Origin of the sequence: Clostridium folliculivorans (assembly GCF_024341905.1) — a bacterium.
Classification (GTDB): domain Bacteria; phylum Bacillota; class Clostridia; order Clostridiales; family Clostridiaceae; genus Clostridium_AR; species Clostridium_AR folliculivorans.
The window spans coordinates 1-23,021 of record NZ_BQXY01000009.1 but is presented as its reverse complement, the minus strand read 5'-3'; the positions used below and the strand labels follow the sequence as shown (position 1 = coordinate 23,021).

Annotated in this window: 20 protein-coding genes and 1 other annotated feature; of the genes, 5 read left to right on the top strand and 15 right to left on the bottom strand. The window is 31.0% G+C overall.

The window, feature by feature from the left end:
- Window positions 1–126 precede the first annotated feature (126 nt).
- The 6 genes from tyrS to OCU55_RS19400 form a co-directional block, all read right to left on the bottom strand.
- Window positions 127–1,347, bottom strand: a complete 1,221-nt coding sequence (gene tyrS, locus OCU55_RS19425; RefSeq protein ID WP_261853950.1) for a tyrosine--tRNA ligase — start codon at window positions 1,345–1,347, stop codon at window positions 127–129.
- A 245-nt stretch (window positions 1,348–1,592) separates the two neighbouring features.
- Window positions 1,593–2,018, bottom strand: a complete 426-nt coding sequence (locus OCU55_RS19420) for a hypothetical protein (RefSeq protein ID WP_261853949.1) — start codon at window positions 2,016–2,018, stop codon at window positions 1,593–1,595.
- A gap of 265 nt (window positions 2,019–2,283) precedes the next feature.
- Complete coding sequence (locus OCU55_RS19415) at window positions 2,284–3,438, bottom strand: AlbA family DNA-binding domain-containing protein (RefSeq protein ID WP_261853948.1); 1,155 nt, start codon at window positions 3,436–3,438, stop codon at window positions 2,284–2,286.
- Between the two features lie 598 nt (window positions 3,439–4,036).
- Window positions 4,037–5,116 carry a sensor domain-containing diguanylate cyclase gene (locus OCU55_RS19410; RefSeq protein ID WP_261853947.1) on the bottom strand — a complete coding sequence of 360 codons (1,080 nt, stop codon included), beginning with the start codon at window positions 5,114–5,116 and terminating at the stop codon, window positions 4,037–4,039.
- Between the two features lie 683 nt (window positions 5,117–5,799).
- Window positions 5,800–6,924 (bottom strand): Ger(x)C family spore germination protein, encoded by a 1,125-nt coding sequence (locus OCU55_RS19405; RefSeq protein WP_261853946.1) that lies wholly within the window; start codon window positions 6,922–6,924, stop codon window positions 5,800–5,802.
- The gene (locus tag OCU55_RS19400) at window positions 6,908–8,323 is read right to left on the bottom strand and encodes a spore germination protein (protein ID WP_261853945.1); all 1,416 of its coding nucleotides are present in this window, start codon (window positions 8,321–8,323) and stop codon (window positions 6,908–6,910) included. Before OCU55_RS19400 ends, OCU55_RS19405 begins: the two co-directional genes overlap by 17 nt.
- 104 nt (window positions 8,324–8,427) lie before the next feature.
- Between OCU55_RS19400 and OCU55_RS19395 the strand changes: the two genes are divergently transcribed.
- Together OCU55_RS19395 and OCU55_RS19390 are read left to right on the top strand one after the other, a co-directional pair.
- Window positions 8,428–9,531, top strand: a complete 1,104-nt coding sequence (locus OCU55_RS19395; protein ID WP_261853944.1) for an endospore germination permease — start codon at window positions 8,428–8,430, stop codon at window positions 9,529–9,531.
- Window positions 9,532–9,692: 161 nt separating this feature from the next.
- Window positions 9,693–9,854: a zinc-ribbon domain-containing protein gene (locus OCU55_RS19390; protein WP_261853943.1), complete on the top strand. Its 162-nt coding sequence runs from the start codon at window positions 9,693–9,695 to the stop codon at window positions 9,852–9,854.
- 299 nt (window positions 9,855–10,153) lie between these two features.
- Here OCU55_RS19390 and OCU55_RS19385 read toward each other — a convergent pair whose 3' ends face one another.
- Window positions 10,154–10,702: an ECF transporter S component gene (locus OCU55_RS19385; protein WP_261853942.1), complete on the bottom strand. Its 549-nt coding sequence runs from the start codon at window positions 10,700–10,702 to the stop codon at window positions 10,154–10,156.
- Window positions 10,703–11,074: 372 nt separating this feature from the next.
- Here OCU55_RS19385 and OCU55_RS19380 point away from each other — a divergent pair, with 372 nt between their 5' ends.
- Both OCU55_RS19380 and trpS read left to right on the top strand, forming a co-directional pair.
- Window positions 11,075–11,230 carry a lmo0937 family membrane protein gene (locus OCU55_RS19380; RefSeq protein ID WP_183275844.1) on the top strand — a complete coding sequence of 52 codons (156 nt, stop codon included), beginning with the start codon at window positions 11,075–11,077 and terminating at the stop codon, window positions 11,228–11,230.
- Window positions 11,231–11,288: 58 nt separating this feature from the next.
- Window positions 11,289–11,537, top strand: a binding site (T-box leader).
- Between the two features lie 216 nt (window positions 11,538–11,753).
- Window positions 11,754–12,752, top strand: a complete 999-nt coding sequence (gene trpS / locus OCU55_RS19375; RefSeq protein WP_261853941.1) for a tryptophan--tRNA ligase — start codon at window positions 11,754–11,756, stop codon at window positions 12,750–12,752.
- Between the two features lie 131 nt (window positions 12,753–12,883).
- Here trpS and OCU55_RS19370 read toward each other — a convergent pair whose 3' ends face one another.
- The 3 genes from OCU55_RS19370 to galU form a co-directional block, all read right to left on the bottom strand.
- Window positions 12,884–13,825 carry a glycosyltransferase family 2 protein gene (locus OCU55_RS19370; protein ID WP_261853940.1) on the bottom strand — a complete coding sequence of 314 codons (942 nt, stop codon included), beginning with the start codon at window positions 13,823–13,825 and terminating at the stop codon, window positions 12,884–12,886.
- Entirely contained in the window at window positions 13,818–14,207 is a 390-nt protein-coding gene (locus OCU55_RS19365; RefSeq protein ID WP_261853939.1) for a GtrA family protein, read from the bottom strand. The genes OCU55_RS19370 and OCU55_RS19365 overlap by 8 nt, the downstream gene beginning before the upstream one ends.
- A gap of 361 nt (window positions 14,208–14,568) precedes the next feature.
- A complete protein-coding gene (gene galU / locus OCU55_RS19360; RefSeq protein ID WP_261853938.1) occupies window positions 14,569–15,444 on the bottom strand; it encodes a UTP--glucose-1-phosphate uridylyltransferase GalU in 876 nt (291 codons plus the stop codon).
- Window positions 15,445–15,978: 534 nt separating this feature from the next.
- On the opposite strand from galU, the gene OCU55_RS19355 reads away from it, so the two are divergent.
- Entirely contained in the window at window positions 15,979–17,142 is a 1,164-nt protein-coding gene (locus OCU55_RS19355) for an iron-containing alcohol dehydrogenase (RefSeq protein WP_261853937.1), read from the top strand.
- A 71-nt stretch (window positions 17,143–17,213) separates the two neighbouring features.
- Here OCU55_RS19355 and OCU55_RS19350 read toward each other — a convergent pair whose 3' ends face one another.
- The 5 genes from OCU55_RS19350 to OCU55_RS19330 all read right to left on the bottom strand — a co-directional run.
- Window positions 17,214–17,501 (bottom strand): hypothetical protein, encoded by a 288-nt coding sequence (locus OCU55_RS19350; RefSeq protein ID WP_261853936.1) that lies wholly within the window; start codon window positions 17,499–17,501, stop codon window positions 17,214–17,216.
- Between the two features lie 281 nt (window positions 17,502–17,782).
- A complete protein-coding gene (locus OCU55_RS19345; RefSeq protein WP_261853935.1) occupies window positions 17,783–19,288 on the bottom strand; it encodes an N-acetylmuramoyl-L-alanine amidase in 1,506 nt (501 codons plus the stop codon).
- Between the two features lie 345 nt (window positions 19,289–19,633).
- Entirely contained in the window at window positions 19,634–20,521 is an 888-nt protein-coding gene (locus OCU55_RS19340; protein WP_261853934.1) for a glycosyltransferase family 2 protein, read from the bottom strand.
- Window positions 20,522–20,894: 373 nt separating this feature from the next.
- Window positions 20,895–21,776 carry a dTDP-4-dehydrorhamnose reductase gene (rfbD, locus tag OCU55_RS19335; RefSeq protein ID WP_261853933.1) on the bottom strand — a complete coding sequence of 294 codons (882 nt, stop codon included), beginning with the start codon at window positions 21,774–21,776 and terminating at the stop codon, window positions 20,895–20,897.
- 77 nt (window positions 21,777–21,853) lie between these two features.
- Window positions 21,854–23,021, bottom strand: a 1,168-nt coding sequence (locus OCU55_RS19330) for an N-acetylglucosaminidase (protein WP_261853932.1), incomplete at its 5' end; no start/stop codon positions are given.

The following is a 23,021-nucleotide window of genomic DNA, read 5'->3' as shown; positions in this document are numbered from 1 at the left end:
AAAACAAATTGCTTTCCTTTACAGTAAAAAAGCACTACTTCATGCTTAAATTATTACAAATAGCCTTCGTAAAAGATGAATGGATATTTTTCAATAAAAAGCATGCAGTAGTGCATTAACAGTTGCTTAAACTAATTCAATTTTATTATAATTCTTCTTACCTCTTTTTATAAGAGCTGCTCCATCTTTGAAGTCTTCTTCAGTAAGCTCTCTTTTAAAGTCAGTTACTTTTTCTCCATTTATTGATAGTCCACCCTGTTGAACTAATCTCTTACCTTCAGCCTTTGATGGGATTATAACAGTTTCTGCAAGAACATCTAAAAGTGATACTCCTAGCTTTTCTCTTGTTACTGTTACTGTAGGTACATTACTCATATCATTTCCAGCACCAAACAGAGCTTCAGCTGCACTTTGAGCTTTAGCTGCCTCTTCTTCTCCATGTATAAGCTTTGTAACTTCAAAAGCAAGAACCTTCTTTGCATCATTTATAGCAGCATCCTTTAATGCACCTAGTCTTCTTACTTCATCCATAGGTAAGAAAGTAAGTAATGCAAGACATTTTTCAACATCAGCATCTCCTACATTTCTCCAATACTGATAAAAATCATATGGAGATGTTTTTTCTGGATCTAACCATAAAGCTCCATTTTCTGTTTTCCCCATCTTCTTACCTTCACTGTTAGTAAGCAGCGTACATGTCATTGCAAAAGCATCTTTTTGAGATTTTCTTCTTATAAGCTCAACACCAGCAATCATGTTTGACCACTGATCATCTCCTCCAAGCTGCATCTTACAATCATACTTTTGGTTTAATTCATAGAAATCATAACCTTGCATTAACATATAGTTAAATTCCAAGAATGAAAGACCTTTTTCTAATCTTTGTTTAAAGCATTCAGCAGTAAGCATTCTATTTACAGAGAAATGAGTTCCTACTTCTCTTAAGAAATCTACATAGTTTAGATTTAAAAGCCAATCAGCATTGTTTGCAAGAATTGCTTTTCCCTCTGAGAAATCAATAAACTTTTCCATTTGCTTCTTTATGCAATCTACATTGTGCTGTATTTGCTCTTTTGTAAGCATCTTTCTCATATCAGTTTTTCCACTTGGATCTCCAACCATAGCTGTTCCACCACCAATTAGCGCAATTGGTCTGTGTCCAGCTCTTTGCATATGTGCCATAAACATCATAGCAATAAAATGCCCAACATGAAGACTATCAGCAGTTGGATCAAACCCTATATAAAAAGTTATCTTTTCCTTTTCTAATAATTCTCTAGTTTCATTTTCATGAGTAAATTGTTTTATGTATCCACGTTCCATTAACTCATCAAGTACTTGTGCCATTAAAATCCCTCCAAATATTCTTAGATGCATCACTTTATCATCCAACTGTTATTTTGTTCTTCTCTTTAAAAGCTAAAAACTCCACATCTGCTCATAAAAGCCAATAATTATAGTATATAAATATTCCCTTTATTTATCAACATAAAACTCTAATTATAGGATACCTACATATCAATTAAATTTAATAGGAGCTACTATATAGTAGCCCCTTTATTTAATATATCATATTGTTCAGCTTAATATTTTTAGTTAGCAACCAATTGACAGTTAGTGTATTTTTGAATAAATTTCGGAGCTTCATATTCATGGTTAATACTGATGTATACGTTTATTCCAAATCTATTAGCCAATTCATCTAATTTATAAAACAAATGTGCCGCATTTTCTATTTCACAATCAACAATATTACATAGTCCATCTATATAGATGTTCTCAATATCGTAATCTTCAGAAATTATGCCGCACAGAAAACCATACATACCTTCATAGCTCATTAGACCTAAATCGCTAGTAGATATAAACCTTATTTTTTTGTCTACTTGTAGCATGCATCTGCTATCATCATCGATAAAAACAGAGTTACCTTTTTCAGTTAAAACATTTCTGTTTGCAAGATTTATTAGCTCTTTTGTTTTCCCAGAACCTCTCTTATTACAGAATACCTGAATCATTAGAATCACTCCTTAAATTTATTTTAATTTAGTTCAAGATTTTACACAGATATTTTATACTTTCCTTAACAGAAAAAACTAATTGTGAAAAATCTTCAACTAAGGAATAAGTACAAACGAACATTCATTAAGATCTTATAGAAGTTATTTCATCTTTATATAGATTATTAACTAGAAATAGTGAAAAAAATCAACTAATTATATAATCTTACATTATTTATATAATATTCAGATTTTCTTAACATTCTTTATAATTTTTTAATTTTTATAAAGCTTCATTTACACCTGGAAATATAACTTTAAAAACATTCTCTTGTTTAGAATTAATAAATATTATCTTTCCTTTTCCTTTAAAAGCTTTTTTCATGTTAGATAAACCTGTGTTATTCTTTAGAAATCTCCCTTTATCATCTAGGGTTATCACTTTTTCATATAACCACATATTTCTTCTATTATAATCCCTTGTATCACCATTCTTTTTATTAGTTTTCATAAGCTCGCCTGGACTCATCACTACAATGGAGTTGTATCCCATATAAACTTCAATTATCCTTGAAAATTCCGAATACTCCCTATATAAAACTGCATTCTTAATAGCTTCTAGCACTGCAATATAAGGATAGTTATCTGGCAGTAATTCCTTTAAGTGAATTTCGCAAAGATCAATCATATTTATTATATTACCCTGAACTATTATGACCTCTGGTTTATTCTTATTTATTTTATTTATTATTTTTATCATATTATGAGGTATATATATACTATTTATATCTGAAAATACTAAGAGCCCTCCAAGAGTACAAATAGTTTCTCCTGTTTCTCTATCTCTAGAAGTTATTGAGCTCCTTTGAAGAAGAAATTCTCTATTTTCATCATTTATTTCAATAGACTTAGACTTAAAGTACTTATTAACTATCTCCATATTTAAAGCACCAATATCGCTTCTTACAATAGCACATGCTTCTATATTAAGGTTTAGACTTTCCTCAAAAGCAGCAACAAGCTCTTGCTTTCTCATAATATCAGTAGTGGAACCCCTTCTTATAAAAAACGCTCCGCTTTCTCTTACTTGATATGGTCTCTGTTCCCAGTTATATATGGTTATCACTGCTACATCTTTATCTTCAATTCTAAGATAATCCACTGATACCGGTATTGGAGGATCACATCTAGATGCTACTATTTGCTGAATCTTCTCTTCGTTAAATTTATCTTCTTCACTTATCCCTATGATCTTCTTTGTCTTATCCTCTATTCCAACTACTATATAACCTCTTCCACCATTAGAATTAGCTATAGCACATATATCCTTTGTTAATTCCTTTTTTCCAGTTTCAAAGTTGAGTTCTAATCGTTGTTTAAAATCTAACTTTCTTCCTTCTTCCCTAGCTAGTAGGCTTAAAAGTTTTTTCTTATCCATTAGAAATTTCCTCTCAGAAGTTAAATTAAATTATTCTAATATATTATATTATATTCCAATAGTCTTGTATAAGATACCAATTAAAAATTAAATTAATTATAAAAACTTTTAAGTTAAAATTTAGATGTCTCTACCTCCGATACTTTAATGAGCTTCGCAAAGAATTAATATGATTTATTCCGATGAAATAGCTAAAACTGTATAACTCACTACGTTCGGACAATACAGTTTTACTCTTTAGCAATTATACTTATAATAAATTTTTCACATTTTAGTTTAAATAAAAATTAATTAAACTTGTATGACCTCAAAGAGTAAAAAGTAAAAAATTATATCGCCTGCCAGAATTTCTTCACATACGTTCAGAAAAGGCAGATGCGCAAAAAATCACTAATAAAGAACGTATTAGTGATTTTTAAATGCTATCTCATCTTCATAAATCATTTAATTCTAACTGCTCGCTCATATAGTATCTCCTGTAGAAACATCTAAATTTTAATCAACTAATAATGTTAATGGAATTAAATAGATAAGGACACTCTAAAATTCTATTAACTAATATGTTAAACAAAAAAACAGCCTGTACAACAAGCTGTTTTTATCGAAAAACCAGTGAACTTATTACTCTATTCTTGCCTGAACTCTTAGCTTTATACATTAGTGAATCTGCTACTTCTACCACAGCATCAACACTATGTCCATCTACAGGATAAAAGCTTAACCCAATACTTATAGTTACTGTCTTTATAATATTATCTCTTATAACAGGACTATTCTCCAATTTTTTTCTTGTTTGCTCTACTCGTTCTTCCATTTCTTTTTCTGTTTCATCACCCCGCAAGCAAACTATTATTTCTTCTCCACCATATCTTGCAATTATATCTTCATCCTTTAGGCAGCTTTTTATAACTTCCACTACATGTTGAAGAGCTTCATCTCCAAATTGATGTCCAAAGTTATCATTAACCTTTTTAAAATTATCTACATCTATCATAACTATCCCAAAGCTCTTCTCTGGAAAATCTTTAATCTTCTTATCTAAGCTTTCAAAGAAATATTTCCTATTATATATATTCAGAAGAGGATCCCTCTTAGATGATTCCTGGATTCTTTTATAAAGTATGCTATTTTCAATAGCGATAGCAATCTGATTGGCAATAGACGACACAAACTTTATATGTGCCCTTGTAAAGAATCTATATAATGTATGTTCAACCATTATATAACCAATATTTCTATTTCTTATTCTTATAGGAAAACCTATTACAGAACGGATATCTCTTCGAAATTCTTGGGCTTCAAATATTACATCTTTGGAATTTACTACGAATTCTTCAGCATTTTCAATATAACTGTTTATAATAGTAGGAAATATTATTTCTTGAGAGTTTGTATTAGTTGCTTTAACTTCTAGTTTTCCGTCTTCTATAAGATAAATTGTAGAGTAAGTCCCTCCAAGTATACCAACAATCATATCATTTATCATTGATATTAAGTTTTCATGAGAAATGTATGAATTAATATATTGGCTTACTTCAACTATATTGGCTAGTGCGTCTAGATCTCTTTCTAATCTGGTATTTCTTTCACTTAGCACTTGTAATTGCTTTTCAGCAAAATTTTGATAGGTCTCAAACTCTTCATGTATTCTCTCATACATCAATCTGTAATCGTCCATAAGCAACTCTCCTACTACTTTTCTTCTTTTACTCTTTATAATGAATATAATTTATCATTATCTGAATCTTTTCACTTACAAAGTTTCTATGACTTACCACTTAACAATAAAACTTATTATTTTTAAATTTTCTCACTAAAAGCCGTGAGAGTTTTAAAAATAGATTTTGGTTCGAAGTAGTACACCTATATATATTCCACTTAATACTTAAATACATTTTTAATGTTATATAAAATATTTTACTATTTAAATTTACAATATCATTTATAAATCCATATATTACTTAAAATTTCAATTTTATAAAGGGTAAAAAAACAAGCTCTAATATGCCATTATTAGAGTATTTAGGATATTTCAATAGTTTACGACATACAATATTATTTTATCTTATTAGGTTTAATTTGTAAATCGAAAAAAATAGCCATTTTATTACATTTTTATAAAATAGTACATTAATTTAACTTCAAATCTTATTTAACTTTGATATTTTATCAAATAACCTTCTGCCATTAAATTATTCCCCTAGGGGGTTTATTCTTTATATGGTTATTTTAGCTTATGTGCCTTCTTACATCAAGAATTTCAGGGGCATTTTTATACACATGCCCCCTAAATTATTACATGTTAAGTAAATTCTTTAATTCATCTAAATTTGTGGAATCAATAGCTACTTTATTGCGACATTAAAATGTATGTTCTCTTACACTAGGCCCTTCTAAGTTTACATTTACATTTAATATCAAATCAGTTTTTTCCATAAGTTCACCTTTTAGATCTGCATTAGGATATTTCTCTTCAAGTAATCTTCCAACCTTAAATACATCTAAATCTTGTACTTTATAAGTATCAAATACCATGTTAAGATACTTCTTCACATTCTGCTCTTCTGCACTTTTTATATAATCTCGTACAGTCTTATCTACTATTAGCCTTCCTTGAGATTCAGCTAAATCACATCTTATATTTATAGTTTTATATAATTTTACTCTTTCACCATCATATTTTAAATCCGTTTTAGTCTTTGAGTTCAGTATTTCAAGAGTTATAAATTGATCAGGATTCTGGGGATTATTTATTTCAAGAGTTCCACTCTTAACATTATTACTTAAAAAACTATAGCTAAGTGCTTCTTCTAGACTTAACTTTGCAGCAAGCTTATCATTTTTAAGAATAGCTCCACCTTTTATTTGAACCCTGTTTTCCATAATGTCCTTAACAATTTCTATTCCACCTAAAACTGCAACATTTCCTCCATTAATTCTATTGGTAAGATAATCGTTTAGGTTAGTAGCAATGGTTCTAGGACTTGATTTCATTTTATACACTAGCTCATCTAGAAAAATCCCTAAATATTCTTCGTCTGATTTTACCTTAGTATAAAGATCTTCAATCTGACCAAAAAAAACAAAAACGTAAGGTCTTATAAGAAATTCTTGATCTCTCGCCATTATATCAACAAATTGTCCCACACCTTCTTTTGCTGCCCTTTCAGAGAAAATATAGGCTCTACATTGGGTCATATTGAGCTTAAAACTCGAAAAATTACTTGCGTTTCTAATTGCTTCTAAAACAGTCTTTCCTTGTCCCTTAAAGACCATTCTTTTTCCTTTTTCAGAACTTTCATTTGCACTTCTGTAAGGCATAACACAGTCCAAATACAAAATTGTGTTTTTACTTTCATCGATATCATAAATTATACTGGTTACAAATGTAGCTCTATTAATATCCCTATAGTTATAGCAACCCGTTAGCCCTGCTGAAACACATATAATCAACAGAACTGAAACTATCTTATTTAATCTTTTCATTAGTATCATCCTCACCTAAAAAATCATTTGAAATATCTTCTAAAGGTCCTCTAAATACTATATCTTTTAGCTTTAATTTTTTTAAAGTTCCTATAGGAAACATATAATAATATCCACAAGACTTAAGATTGCATATATGAGCAAATAGCAACATTACACCAACAAAGAAACCAGGTAATCCCAAAAGTGCAGCCATAATTACCAAAAGCATCGACCACACTGTAATGGCTCCATATATTCTAGGAATAAGAAAATATGACAAAGAACTTATTGCTACAACTAGTATTGTTATTCTCGAAGCGATACCTGCTCCAACGGCAGCATCACCTAATATAAGTGCTGCTACTATGCTCATTGCAGTGCCTATAGGCTGAGGAAGCCTAAGTCCTGCCTCTTTTATAAGTTGAAAGAATATCATCATGAGCACAACTTCCACCACAGTAGGTATTGGCACCCCTGCTCTAGATACTGCTAGTCTAAAGACAAATGATGGAGGTATCACATCAAAATGATAAGTTACTATAGCTAAATACAACCCTGGTAAAAATGCTGCAAAGAAAAACGCAAGCCATCTCATGAATCTTGTAAAATTAGCATAATACCTATTTATATAATAATCATCTTGAGCTTGAAAGTTTTCCACAAAGAAGCATGGTGCAGTCATTACAAAGGGAGTTCCATCTACTAACACTGCAACTCTTCCCTCCATTAATTTTGCCACTACAGTATCAGGCTTTTCAGTGTATCCTACAGTATCAAAAATAGTATTTTTTTCTCTAAGCTTATTCTCTATGTAGTTTGTATCTAAGATAAACTCATAATCCAGTTCATTTATCTGATTTCTTATATAATCAACTAAACTTTTAGGCGCTGTACCTTTCAAATATGTAAGACATACTACAGTATTTGATTTACTACCAACATATATAGGCTCAAACTTCAAATCTGGATCTTTTATTCTTCTTCTTATCAGTGCAACATTATCCACAAAAGCTTCTGTAAAACCTTCTCTAGGTCCTTTTAGAACCGCTTCCGCAACCGGTATACTTACACCTCTTCTTATAAAACCCTTAGCCTCACAGTAGAGTATCTTTCCATCATAATTATCAAACAATACTATAACATCACCTGATAGTACGTGAAGTATAGCATCATCATCATTTTTGGCATAGCCTACTATATTTATATCCAAGGCTTTACTTGCCATATCATCTATAGAATTTATACCTGCTTTAACATTTATTAAAGGAGCAACAATATATTGACTCACAAATACTGTAGAGCACATATCATCTATAAATATTACAGTAGCTTTCCCGAGTGCTGTATCCACCTCCCTAATCTTTAAGTCAAAAGAATCCTTTAGTTTTTCTGAAACATAATCTTTTGTATTTTTCATAATCATCACCTAAAAATATTATCTTCACTAAAAATGTTTAATATTCACTTTTTGGAGAATAATAAATTAAGGTAATTATAGGATTTTTAAAAGAGGTGAATTTTTTGGAAGGATTGTCATCAAAACATTTAATACTTTTTATAGCCGGCTCTATGATAGTGTCCATGAAGATTTTTTCATCGATATTCATATCTGTGGGGGGAAGAGATACCTGGCTCATTGGTATAATTTCATCAATTGTATTTATAATTCTAATTCTATACATTGTAAATACATTTACTAAAGCAAAGACTTTCAATTTTAGAGAGATCATCCACGGGGCCATTGGTGATAGATTTGGTGAGGTTTATATATGGCTGTTTGCTGTAGGTTTATTCATATCCGCTGGTGAAAGTGCCGCAGTAGAAGCTAGCTCCATACATGTAAATCTATTTATAGAAAGCCCCATTTGGTATATAATGTTGTTTTTTATTGTTCCAGCAGTGTATATTGCATCTAGGAATTTCAACAGTATACTAAACATAGTACTTATTGCAACATCTATAGTGCTAATAACAGTAGTTTTAATAGAGGTTTTAGTACATAGATATAAACACTTTGACTACTTATTCCCCTTGTTTAAATACAATTCACTTTATGACCAAATACGCTGCGGATTAGAGTTCTTAGGAGGTTTTAGCTGTGTTGCAATAATATTCCCTTTACTGAAAAATGTACAGAAAACTAAAAGTTTTACTTTTCACTTTTTTATAGGAGTATTATTATCCGTGGATTTGGTGTGTTTTGCAATAACTGGGCATATTGCAAGTATGGGATCTATGAGAGCTAAAAACATATTATTTCCTGCCTTTAGGCAAGTGCAAAGAATATCATACGGAAACTTTATTGAAAATGGCCAAATATTAGTTCTGATTTTGTGTGTAATAGGACTGATGGTAAAATATATTTTGGCCATAAATGGCATTGTAATGTTATTTAGAAACAATATAAAAAATAAATTACTTTTTGTAACAATACTTTCAATATTGCTTTACATTTATTCACTATTAATTGGTAATAATGCTTTCAAACTTATGGATATTTTAGAAATGGATCAATACATTTATTTAGTGATATTTTTGATTTTTCCGTTGATACTTTTTAGTATTTATAGAGCTAAGCATTTTCACGGAAACAGAAGAAAACTAAAGCTTAAGAAGAATAGTTAAATAAAAAATCCAGTTGAAAATCTCCTAAAATATGCTATAATATAGGTGTGAATATTATTAAAATTTTATAGGAAATTTTCTGTTTACTAACCTACCCTTTAAAGACTGGTATGGCAGTAAATATCCAAAATAGCCTATGAGTTTTAAAGGAGGTTTTTTTAATGGAAGATAAGAAAATATTATGTAGAGATTGTGGAAAGGAATTTGTTTTCACAGTTGGAGAACAAGAATTCTACAAAGAAAAGGGATTTGAAAATGATCCTGTAAGATGTCCAGAATGCAGAAAAGCAAGAAAAGCTCAAAAACAAAGAGATAGATTCTAATTAATCTTTCGAGATTTTGAGTAAGCCCAGTAGTCCTATTCGGATTACTGGGCTTTATTATGGTTTTATAGAGTTCCTAGCTCAACTATTAATGGCATTTTACTTGATTTATATAGATGTACCAGTTTCAAATAAAATATATATTTGATAATTCTATTACCATTAATAGTTAACAGAAGTATCGCTTAGTTTTATTAGATAGCACTAGATTATCTATTTCGCTGAACTGATAAACTCCTTCGATCATTAGACTCCTAGGATAAATTCTAATATGAAGTAGTTTATCTATATGATTTCAATTAGATACTAGCACTTTTCCTTTTCTTCACAAGTGCCACCGACAAAGGTAATGCTATGACAACCCCAGAGGTCGCTTGAAGTACATTGCCCACAATATCTTTAGCAGCAAATACAAGTCCTCCCACTATAGCAGTTGAAAATCCATTTCCTGATGTAACTGCTGCAATAACTGTACCAGCTAAAAAGTATCCAAAAATCATAAATATTCCACCTAAAATAAAACCTACTACATATGATGTATAAGTCCCCTTGAATTTTTCAATTACAAAACCAGCTATATAAGCCATGCCCGCCTTTATTATAAAAGTAAATGGTGCCCATATAAGCCATCCTCCACTTATATCTACCATAGCCATCCCTATAGCAGCAGCTAATGCTCCCCTCTTTTTACCTAATACAACTGCTGAAAGAAAAACCATACAGTCCCCTAGATGCACAAAACCACCAGCAGTAGGAATCTTAATTATATTCCCAGCTATAAAAACTAGTGCAATCATTAATCCAGTTAGAACTAAGTCTACAATCTTTAAGTTTTTTAAATTTTCCATAATATCCAGCCCCTTTTTTTATTTTTTAATAAAAAATTATATAAACGCGTAATTAGAATTAGATTGTGTTTAAGAATACTTTTAAAATTAAGTGATTATATACGAAAAAATCACATTAATTCTTTGCGTATGCTCATTAAAGCATTGGATGAATAATCACTTAATTTCAGTATTTACATGACATGATAATTAATCCATAAATGGATGATATAATACAATTAAACTTATTGCAAATGTACCGGTACAAAGTTTATGTATTATTATTTTATTTTTACTAATACTACTATCAAGATATAAAGATACATTATTTCATAAGCAAATTTGAATTTTAATATTTCTTAAAATCATCTGTACTAAAAAGGAGGTGATTATATGGCTTTCCTAAGATGGCTTGGTGGTATAGTAATATTCTTTTGGTTACTTGGAATAATCTTCCGAATAGGAGGTTACTTTATCAACATTCTTCTTGTAGTTGCAGCAATAATCTTTATAGTTAACTTAATCTTTGGAAGAAAAAATAAAGTCTGAGTTGACACTTTGTTTTATATGTCATATTATAGAAGTAATAAATTATTACTTCTATATTCTAAAATCAAAGAAGAGAAATAGTAAACTTAAATTCACATTGCCAGAGAGCTGTAGATGGTGAAATTACAGTAATGTTGTTTAAGTTGAATGGATCTCCGAGATACTTAGACGAAAAATTATTACAAATAATTAAGTAGTTTCAGTCGTGTTCTCACGTTATAGAGATAGGATATTATTGTATCTTAATTAAAGAAGAGAATAAACTTCTCTTGAATATAGGTGGCACCGCGTTTTATACGCCCTATGGATTTTTATCCATAGGGCTTTTTTAATTACTAATAATTTATACTATATCAAAATCTGTAGTTAATTACATTTCATTATAAAAAAGTTGTCTATGGATGTAATACTTCGTAATAAGACTTATATTTTTAAATATTCTCATCATAATCCATGAGAATACTTAAAAATAGTTTTCTGATTGAAGTAATGCATCTTTATGACCGAGTAGGAGGAACAAAGAATGGAAGACAAAAAGAAAATAATATTTAGTGGTATTCAACCTTCTGGTGAATTGACCATAGGGAATTATTTAGGAGCTATAAAAAACTGGGTTAAACTTCAAGATCAATATGACTGTCTATTCTGTGTAGTAGATTTGCATGCAATTACTGTTAAGCAAGTACCTGCAGACCTTAGAAGAAGAACCCTAGAAGTTTTAGCAATATATATAGCTGCTGGTATAGATCCTGAAAAAAACACTCTTTTCATACAATCACATGTACCAGCCCACAGCGAAGCAGCATGGCTTTTAAATTGCAATTCATATATGGGTGAACTAGGAAGAATGACTCAATATAAAGATAAATCGCAAAAAATGGGCGACTCTATAGTAGCTGGACTTTTCAATTATCCAGTTCTTATGGCTGCCGACATACTTTTATATAATACAGATCTAGTTCCTGTTGGAAAGGACCAAACTCAGCATTTAGAATTAGCTAGAGATCTAGCTCAAAGATTCAATAATGCCTACAGCCCAACCTTTGTTGTACCTGAAGGCTATATAGCTAAAGAAGGTGCAAAAATAATGAGCCTTCAAGAGCCAACAAAGAAGATGTCTAAATCAGATGAAAATCAAAATAGCTTTATCTTACTTCTAGACCCACCAGAAGTTATAAGAAAGAAAGTAAGCAGAGCTGTTACTGATGGCATCGGAGTCGTAAACTATACTGACGAACAACCTGGAGTAAAAAATCTTATTGATATATTATGTGCCATAAAAGGCGTGAAACCTGAAGAAGTTGTTGCAGACTATGTAGGAAAAGGCTATGCAGAGCTTAAAAGCGATGTTGCCGATACAATAGTTGCTGAACTTTCCCCACTTCAGGAAAAGGTAAAGAAGCTTTTAGCTGATAAGTCTTATCTTGAGGAAGTCTATAAAAAGGGTGCAGAAAAGGCTAATTATTTAGCTACTAAGAACCTAAGAAAAATGCAAAAGAAGATTGGATTCATCCCTAGATAATACTATTACTAAAATTAAAGTGCTCCTACAGCCGATGCTTTGATGAGTTTCCTGTAGAAGCACTTTATTTTCATATATAAAAAAATAAAAAGCTCACAACAAAATCATGAACTTTTTATTTTGAGAAAAGCCTATTTCTCTTCTTCAAAATTAATCTTTTCTTTAATTATATATAGTGGTCTATTCTTGCTTTCATCGTAAATTCTAGCTATATATTCTCCTATAATTCCAAGGGATAGTAATTGTACTCCACTGAATAGTGTTATAACCACCATGAGAGATGTCCAGCCTGGTTGTGTTCTGTATCCGAATATTTTAACTATAACTGAATATATAAGCATTATAAAAGATATGAAGATAGTTGCAGCTCCAATTAAGGATACAACTCTTAGTGGCCTTGAAGAAAAAGCAACGATTCCATCTGATGCAAACTTAAGCATTTTCTTTAAAGGATATTTTGTAGTTCCTGCAAATCTTTCGTTCCTATTGTATTCTATGTAAGTTTGATTGAAGCCAACCCAACTTACCATACCTCTTACAAATCTATTTCTTTCTGGCATTTCTCTTAGAGCTTCTACTACAGTTCTGTCTATAAGTCTAAAATCACCAGTATCTTTGGGGATTTCTATATCTGACATGCTTGCTAAAAACTTATAAAAGTATTTTGCAGTTATTAGCTTAAACCAAGTTTCCCCATCTCTTTTTCTTCTTTTTGCATATACGACTTCGTAACCCTCATTCCATTTATTAACCATATCAACTATTAATTCAGGGGGATCTTGAAGGTCAGCATCTATTATTACAACTGCATCACCTGTGGCATAAAACATACCAGCGGTTACTGCAGTTTGATGTCCAAAGTTTCTTGAAAAATTTATAATTTTTACGTTTTTGTCATTGTCTGCAATGTCTTTAAGTATTGGCATTGTTCTATCTGTAGAACCATCATTAACAAATACAAGCTCATAGTTATAATTATTGTTTTTCATAACTTCTGTCACTCTTTTATAACATTCTCCAGCAACTTCCTCTTCAAAATACATAGGAATAACAACCGAAAGTTTTTTATCCATTCTTTACCTCCTCTGAAAATGTCCATTTTTTATTTAAAAAGTAATTTAGCATCATACATATTCCGATAACTAATATCTGCGCTATATGCTTATCTATGCCGAACTTACTTACAAATAATATTAGTAGACAGTTATTAATAGCTAATACAATAAGATTAATAATTATGAATTTTACACTTCTTTCACTGTTCTTGGCATCCACCTTAAATACCCACTTACTATTTAAAAAATAGCTATTTACTACACCTATAAGGTAACTAAGAGTATTTGCCAAAATGTAATTTATCCCGAACTTACCCAATATCCAAAATGCTATAATAGTAATCAGAGTGTTCATAACTCCTACTATTCCAAATCTTATGAATCTTAATAATTCCTTCATTTCATCACCACAAAAAATATATTTATGGATGTACCACTTAGTGATAAAATTTATTTTTTAAAATTTTCTCACCAGAGCCCGTGAGAGTTTTAAAAATAGATTTCGCTCGAACTGGTACATCTATATAAACATTAAACTCATTATAACTTTAAATTTGTTGCTTAAATATGCGATAATTATGTAAAAATTTTGTGAAAGTATATTTTTAATTTATACTTGTTTGAAAATTATGTACTTATGCTTCCTAGCCTACATAAATTAATTGTTGATGTATGAACTTTATATATGTAAAAAGGAAAAATAGGAGCATAATTTCTATCTCCTATTTTCAACCTAAGAACTCTAAAATTGTAATTATAACTTAAGCATTATCCCAAGGTCTTGAATTGAGATACTGTGTAAAACTATCCTTTAAATCATCTCTTCTTAAAGCATATTCAACTGTTGCTTGCAAAAATCCAAGCTTATCTCCAACATCATATCTATTTCCTTCGAAGTTATAAGCATACATAGCTTCTTGCTTTATTAAAGTTTTAAGTGCATCAGTTAACTGTATCTCTCCACCTTTTCCTGGAGCTGTGTTGTCTAGTATATCAAATATTGCTGGAGTTATTATGTATCTACCCAAAATAGCAACATTACTTGGAGCCTCATCAATTGATGGCTTCTCTACTAAATCCTTTACCTTGTAAACTCTATCTTCTATATGGATACCGTTTACTATTCCATATTTATTAACGTTTTCGTGAGCTACTTCTTGAACTCCTAATATTGTAGTATTATACTCACTGTAGCAGTCCATAAGTTGCTTTAAGCATGGCTGTTTATCGTTGTAAACAACATCATCACCAAGCATAACAGCAAAAGGCTCATTACCGACGAAAGCCTTAGCGCAATGAATTGCATGCCCAAGCCCCTTTGGTTCTTTTTGTCTTATATAATGTATATCAACCATGTCGCTTATATCTCTAACTAACTCTAAAAGCTCACTTTTCCCTGATTTCTCAAGTTCCATCTCAAGTTCAACTGATTTATCAAAATGATCTTCTATACACTTTTTATTTCTTCCTGTTATTATAAGTATCTCTTCTATTCCTGAATCTATAGCCTCTTCAATTATATACTGAATTGTTGGTTTATCAACTATAGGAAGCATTTCCTTAGGTTGTGCTTTTGTTGCTGGCAAAAATCTAGTTCCAAGTCCTGCAGCAGGAATTATGGCCTTTTTAACTTTCATAACTAATGCCCTCCAATCAATAAGTTTAACATTTACATTTTAACATACTGGTAAAATTATAACAATTTATTTTGTATAAAATTAGTCACCAAGTAACTATGTAAACAGCTTACTTGTTTTCCACTTATAAATATATCCAAATAAATATTATTTAAACTACCTAACCACATTTTAGTGAATAACTACTAGAAATAAACTTAAAAATTTATATTTCTATGCTTACTGATTAAATGATTAGGCTCTGTTAAAGTACTGCGTAGAAATTAATTGGTTATTCATCCAACGCTTTAATGAGCTTACGCAAACAATTAATTTATATAGTATTCTTAAACATAACCAATACTTATTATCTATAAATATTAAAATACCCTATAGAAACTTGCAATTAAAACAAGTATTTTTTATCTATATACTAACATATTTATAGTTACTATAAAAATTACATAATTTTATATTGGCACTATTGTACATTATATACCTAATACTCTAAAATATAGATATATCACTATTGGCTTGAAGGAGGAAGAATTTAAAATGTTAAACTTTACTTATTATAACCCAACTCAATTAGTTTTCGGTAAAGATACTATTAAGACTATCGGAAATCATGTAAGTAGCTTTGGAGTTAAAAAAGTCTTATTCTTATATGGAAAAGGCTCTATATTTAAAAATGGTGTTTATGATACAGCAATTGCATCATTAAAAGAACATAATATAGATTTTGTTGAAGTTTCAGGGGTTAAGCCTAATCCTGTACTATCAAAAGTCCATGAGGCTATTAAAATAGTTAAGGATAATAATCTAGAAGGTATAGTTGCAGTTGGTGGAGGAAGCGTTGTAGACTCTGCAAAGGCAATTGCAGCTGGGGCTTTCTACGACGGAGACGTTTGGGACTTTTTTGAAGGAAAAGCTCAGATTACTAAAGCTCTACCTATATTCCCTATACTTACTATTTCAGCAACAGGATCAGAAATGAATGCTGGTGGAGTTATAACAAATGAAGCTGAAGGCAAGAAATGGGGCTTTGGTTCTCTTCTACTTTTCCCTAAGGTTTCAATCCTTGACCCATCAGTTCAAGCAACTCTTCCAACTATTCAAACAGTTAATGGAGCTGTAGACGGTTTAAGTCATGTATTCGAAGCTTACTTTGGAGGCACTTCAAATACAGATATGGAAGATGAACTTTCAGAGGGTATCATAAGAACTATTATTAAGCATACAAGAATTTTAATAGAAGATCCTTCAAACTATGATTCAAGAAGTGAATTAGCGTGGTCAGCTACTCTTGCACTAAATGGAATAAATGGAGTTGGCAGAAGAGGTGACTGGTCTTCTCATGGAATTGAACACGGAGTTAGCGTATTCAATGATATAGCTCATGGTTCAGGCCTTGCAATAGTTATGCCTGCTTGGATGAAATACGTACACAGTACATGGCCTGAAAAATTTGAAAGATTTGCTGAAAAGATATTTGGCATAACAGAAGGAACTAGAGAAGAAAAGGGATTAAAAGCTATAGAATCTCTAAGAGCTTTCTACAAAGAAATAGGAGCTCCAATAACTCTAAAAGAAGTTGGAGTTGAAAAGAAAGACTTAGATTTTATAGCTGATACTGTTGCTAAGCAAGGAGTACTAGGTTCTCTAAAGACACTAGAGCGAGAAGATGTATATAAAATATTAGAAATAGCCTTTGAATAACCCAAAAGAGTTGCTCCCAACAAGAGCAACTCTTTTTATGTTAAAACTAACTTTAAATTACCACTATGTAATTATATCCTTTTCAGCTTTTCTATTATCTCATCATCTATACTATGAACTCCATTATTTGATGCTAATTCTTCATATTCCGCTGAACTTATAGGATATAATATATCTTTCTTCACTAATAGCCCTTCTTTTTTTATAGAAGCATAAAATGAATCATTCGTTCCTATTTTGTATCTTCTTGTGTTGTTATTTTTAGCAATTAATAATTTGTTGTCTAAAACATCTTTTCCTATAAAGTACTTATCATTTTCCCCAATTATAGTACATCTATATAATTTTAATTCACCCAAAAGTTTATCCTCCCTCCAAATCCAGCATATGAAATCTTAAATACTATACTAACTATTCAATATAATAACTTCTTTAATACCATTAAATATTTAATATAATATTTACAATTATATTCTACATATTAATCTACAAAAATGCAACTAAAATATATTAATAAACATTTTAACATCAAAAATTGGCATTCTAACTATATTATTCACCATTTTACAAAAAAATAAACACTATAAAGATAACTATCCTTATAGTGTTTATTTTCGACAAATTGTTACTTTTTTATTAACTAATTAACATTACTCACTAATCCATTAACTATAGCATTAGCTATCTTTTCCGGATCGTATTTACTCATATCTGATGCATTATCAATAAAGCAACTTTCTATTAGAACTGCAGGAGCAGTGGTATTTCTTAGAACTGCATAATTTGCAGTTTTAACTCCTCTGTTTGTAAATCCTAAACTTGTTAGGTTATTCAGTATAGCAGTAGCTAAGCTTTTAGATACATCTGAATTAGTTTGATAGTACACCTCTGACCCATATGCACTACCATCAAATACATTGAAGTGAATACATACAAATCTTTCTACCTCATTTTTATTTGCAAAATCTGATCTCTGAGTCAGTGAGTCATCAGTGCTAGTTGCACTTGAAGGCAATGTATCTATAACAGTATAACCAAGAGCCTTCAACTTACTTATAACTCTAGTACCGACCTCCATAGTTAACTCATCTTCTTGTCTTATTCCTTTTGCACCAGAGTCATAGTCAGTATTGTGTCCAATATCTATTGCAACTTTAGGTTTCACATAGTTTACTAATTCACTAGTTTTTACTAGTTTCACTTGTACCGCTTCAATTCTCAAATTTCTTCCTATGTATCCAGAAATCTGACCATCTTTAATCCAACCTTGCCAGCCTCTTCCTTCTACATAAGTCTTATATATTATATGATAGTCCTGAACATTTCCTTCGAGCTTAATCCTAACACCTTCAACTCTCAACCCTTGTCCAGTTGTTCCTGAAACTTCGCCATTATGTACCCAGCTAGTCCACCCCATGTTTTGCACATTAGCCTGATATGCTACCGCTAAATCACTTGGTGCATTTTCAAGATTTAATTTTAAGCTTTCGATTCTTAGTCCTTGACCTGGTAATCCAGCAACTTCACCTTCATTCTTTTGTTGCTGCCAGCCAACATTTTGAATATGTGCACTGTATTTTAGAGTTGTACTAGTAGTGCTATTATTTGTATTAGTATTGGTGTTATTACTATTAGGAGTAGTAGGATTAATAGTAGTATCACTATTCTTAACTAACTTAATTCTAATAGCTTCAATTCTTAACCCTCTTCCAGTAGTTCCTGCAAGCTCTCCATTTTTCACCCAGTTTGTCCATCCAATGTTCTCCACGTGAACTTGATACTGCACTGAGTATCCAGAAGTATTGTCTAGTTGAATTTTTACTGCTTCAACCCTAAGTGACTGCCCAGAAGTACCTGCAAGCTGACCACCGTCTACCCAGTTTTGCCAACCAATGTTTTGAACATGTGCCTGATACTTGAGCTTCATATCTGCAGTAGGATTTGTTAGTTCTATCTTAATTGCTTCCATTCTCAACCCTCTGCCACTAGTACCAGAATCACTTCCATTCGATACATAAGACTGCCATCCAACATTTTGTACATGGCTTTGGTACCTAATTCCCGGCAATTCATCAGCCTTTGCTATAACTTTAAGACCTAATAAGAACATGACCAGTGGTACCAAAAATAAAATTATCCTTTTCATAAACACCTCCAGCTTAACCCTAAAATTTTGATACTGATAAAGAGGATTCTGGCCTCTTATAATTACGCATCATAAATTTTATCGTAGCTTTTGGATATTTCTTCACAAGAAAAATTAACCAATTCCTAATACTTTGAATCCCCCTGCTATAGATGAACCACTTCATAATTAAATTTATATTTTCAAAGTGAAATGTTTCATCTTTATTAATAAATATATCTAAAAATTTCTTATATATTAATGCTTTCAAACATTCACAAATAACATTTTTCCTAGGACATATCTAAAAAAGCCGAAAGTTACATTATGTAACCTTCAGCCTCAATTTATCTAATTCATAAATATTTAAACACCACGTAGATAATCAAATATGCCTTTGAGTCTTGCTTTAGCACAATCAGACTCTTTAGCCTTTGATAGTTGAATAATCCTATCTATCATTGCCTTTGTGTAGAATGGCATATTCATATAATATTTTATATTACTATTATTTTTTTTCTGATATAGAAAGAAATTTCTAGTTAGATAATATTCTTTAAATGGTGAATCCTTCTTACCAGTAGCAGAATGCATATGATAAACTATTGCGGCCTTTACTAATGCGGTTTTAAAACCTGCATTTTTAAGGCGTAAAGCTAAATCCGTATCTTCAAAGTATGCAAAGAACCTTGAATCAAAAATTCCATTTCTATCTTGAACCTTCTTAAGAGCAGTTTTAGAGTAAACTGCAGCACCAGCACAAGCACCATCTATATCTACGGGCATATTAGGAATTTCATTAATGCTCATCCCATATCCCATTTGTGATACAAAATTTCTTTTATTAAAGGATAAGCCAGTAGCATCAGTTACACTTCTATTATAATAATTAATCATTGTTATCTGAAAAACATCATATTCTTTATTGTTTTCAATAAATTCCTTTAGTACTCTAAAGCAGTTTTCCTCTAATTCCAAATCATTGTTTAGAGTTATGATATATGGATTATCATCATTAAAAGCTCTTAACATACCAACATTGTTAGCATAAGCAAAGCCTGTGTTCTTATCTAGTTTTATAAGTTCTATATCTAACTCATCATTATACCCATCAATTATATCTATTGATGAATCCTTTGATCCGTTATCTACTATGTATAATTTAAACTCTTTAAAGCTTTGATTAACAAAACTTTGAAGACATTTTTCAAGTAGTGCTTCCCCATTCCAATTAGCTATAACAACTGAGAACATACTCTCAATCCTCTCTTACACTTTAATTTCAACAAATACTATTTTCTCACGTGTCTACACATCATTGTGACTATATGTTATGTTTATATTATAAATCATTAACAATCTTTTTTATTCATTATAACACTATCATTATTATATATTTGACATTAGTACTTGTCCATAATAAAGTCATCTAAGCAAACTTATTCAGTAAACTTTTTAACGCATCTACTCTTCTGGATTTAAATATGGAAACTTACAGACGAACAAGTTCTATCTTTATATTTCCCCTTAAGTTTAAAGGCTAAAAACTAGTTATTTCCTAGTCTTTAGCCTTATTAGAGTTTCTATGCAATCTAATTTTATAATAAGTCTATTATATTAGTTAGATTTATTTGTTTAAATTGTTTATAAATACCTTAAGAGCCTCTTCCCAATTTCTCATTTCATCTCCAACTGTGCATCTAAGCATCATATTATCAAGAGAAGAAAATTCTGGTCTCTTTGTTGGGCTTGGGAATTCATCTGAAGTACAAGGTCTAACTTCGCAATCTATTGCTGAAAGCTCCATTATCTTCTTAGCAAAATCGTACCAAGTACACTCACCAGTGCCAGTACAATGATAAGTTCCATATTCTTCAGTTTCTACAAGTTTAAGTAGATGATGAGCTAAATCTTCAGCATTTGTAGGATTACCTCTTTGGTCATTCACTACGTTAATATATTCTTTGTCTTTTCCTAATCTCATCATAGTATAAACAAAATTTTTGCCATTATAACCGTATAACCAAGCCGTTCTAACTATAAAGTATTTGCTTGAGAACTGTTTTACAAACTCTTCTCCTGCAAGCTTTGTCTTTCCATAAACGCTCACAGGTCCAGTTAGATCATATTCTTTTAAGGCTTTAGTACCAACACCACTGAATACATAGTCTGTTGATATATGTATTAGCTTTGTATCTAATTCTTCACAAACTATTGCAAGATTTCTTGGTCCTATAGCATTTACCTTGAAAGCTATATCTTCATTAGTTTCACAGCCATCTACATTAGTATAAGCTGCACAGTTTATAACCACATCAGGCTTAACTTCCTTTAGATAAGTTCTTGTAGCAGATAAGCTTGTTATGTCAAGTTCATCTACATCTATTCCTATAATATCTGCACTTACAACACCTTGTGGTATTGCTCCAAGTTCTGACTTTCCAGCCTTTATTATATTTATTATCTGAGTTCCTAATTGACCTTTTGCACCTGTTATTAAGAGTTTCATTACTCTACCTCCAACTATCCTGTTTTCTAAAAAAAATAATAACAGCTTGCAATGCAAGCTATTATTATCATTATACACTACTTTGAGAAACTTGGAACGTCAAAATGAAGTATTGGATCATCCATATCGTCAATAAGCTTTTTAATATTAAAAGTTTGCTTATATGCCCATTGGACATCAGTAGCATATTGGTGCCACATGGTATCGGTTGTAAAATCCCATCTCATTTTATATAAAGTATTTTGATTGTAAGTAGAGTTAGCTATATAGGATGCTCCTATCCACTTAGCCCCACCTCTTATTGCATCATCAATAGTAAACCACTTTTCTGAGTATGCCTTTTCAGCTCCCCATAGGTTAGCGTTTGCATCTAATGCTCCTATTCCAAAAACATTGTATACCATCTTATAATCTACATCATATGTTCCTGAGTTTATGTCTCCAAAAACGTTATGCATCTTTGAAACAATGATTTTTCCTGTAGCCAAATCTGATGTCCCATTCCCAGTCTCTAACAAAGCATGTGATACTAAATATATTGGATTAACATTTGATAATCTTCCAGCATCTATGAACACTTGTCCTTTACCTTCTAAAATCCCTTTTCCTTTTAATACATTATCTAATTGCCATGCCTTTATTCCATCTGAATAATCAAGCCTTAGGAACATATATTTAGCATTATCATCATTAATAAAATTATCAGGATTCATATAAAATGCTACTTCTGGTTGGAGGGCATCTCTCCATATCTTCTGATTAGTATCATATATCTGAGGCATACCATTAGGTTTCATTTCAATCTTCGAATAATTATCTAAAGTATTATTATATTTAGTATATACTAATGTATTATTTTGAAAATTTAATGTATATTCTAATTTATATGATGAGTTATCGTTAGCAATAGCTGTTACGGCTATTCTATGATTTCCGTTAGTATAGTTAACTGTGTCTAACCAATAACCGTATCCGGCATTCATTCTCTGAGGATAATCAACTCTTGATGATAAACCTGATGTTGGATAACCGTAAGTAGCTTGCCCCACTATAGTATCATCTACACTAACATTTATATTCTTAATCCCAACTCCACTAAGTGCCCAGCCACCAATGTAAGTATTACCTCTAGCTTCTCCCCAGTTACTTATACTATTTATGTCCAACTTAGGAATATTGTTAAATACTACATTTCTACTCTGACTTATTACCTGTCCACTATTTGTGGTAGAATCTATTCTTAAT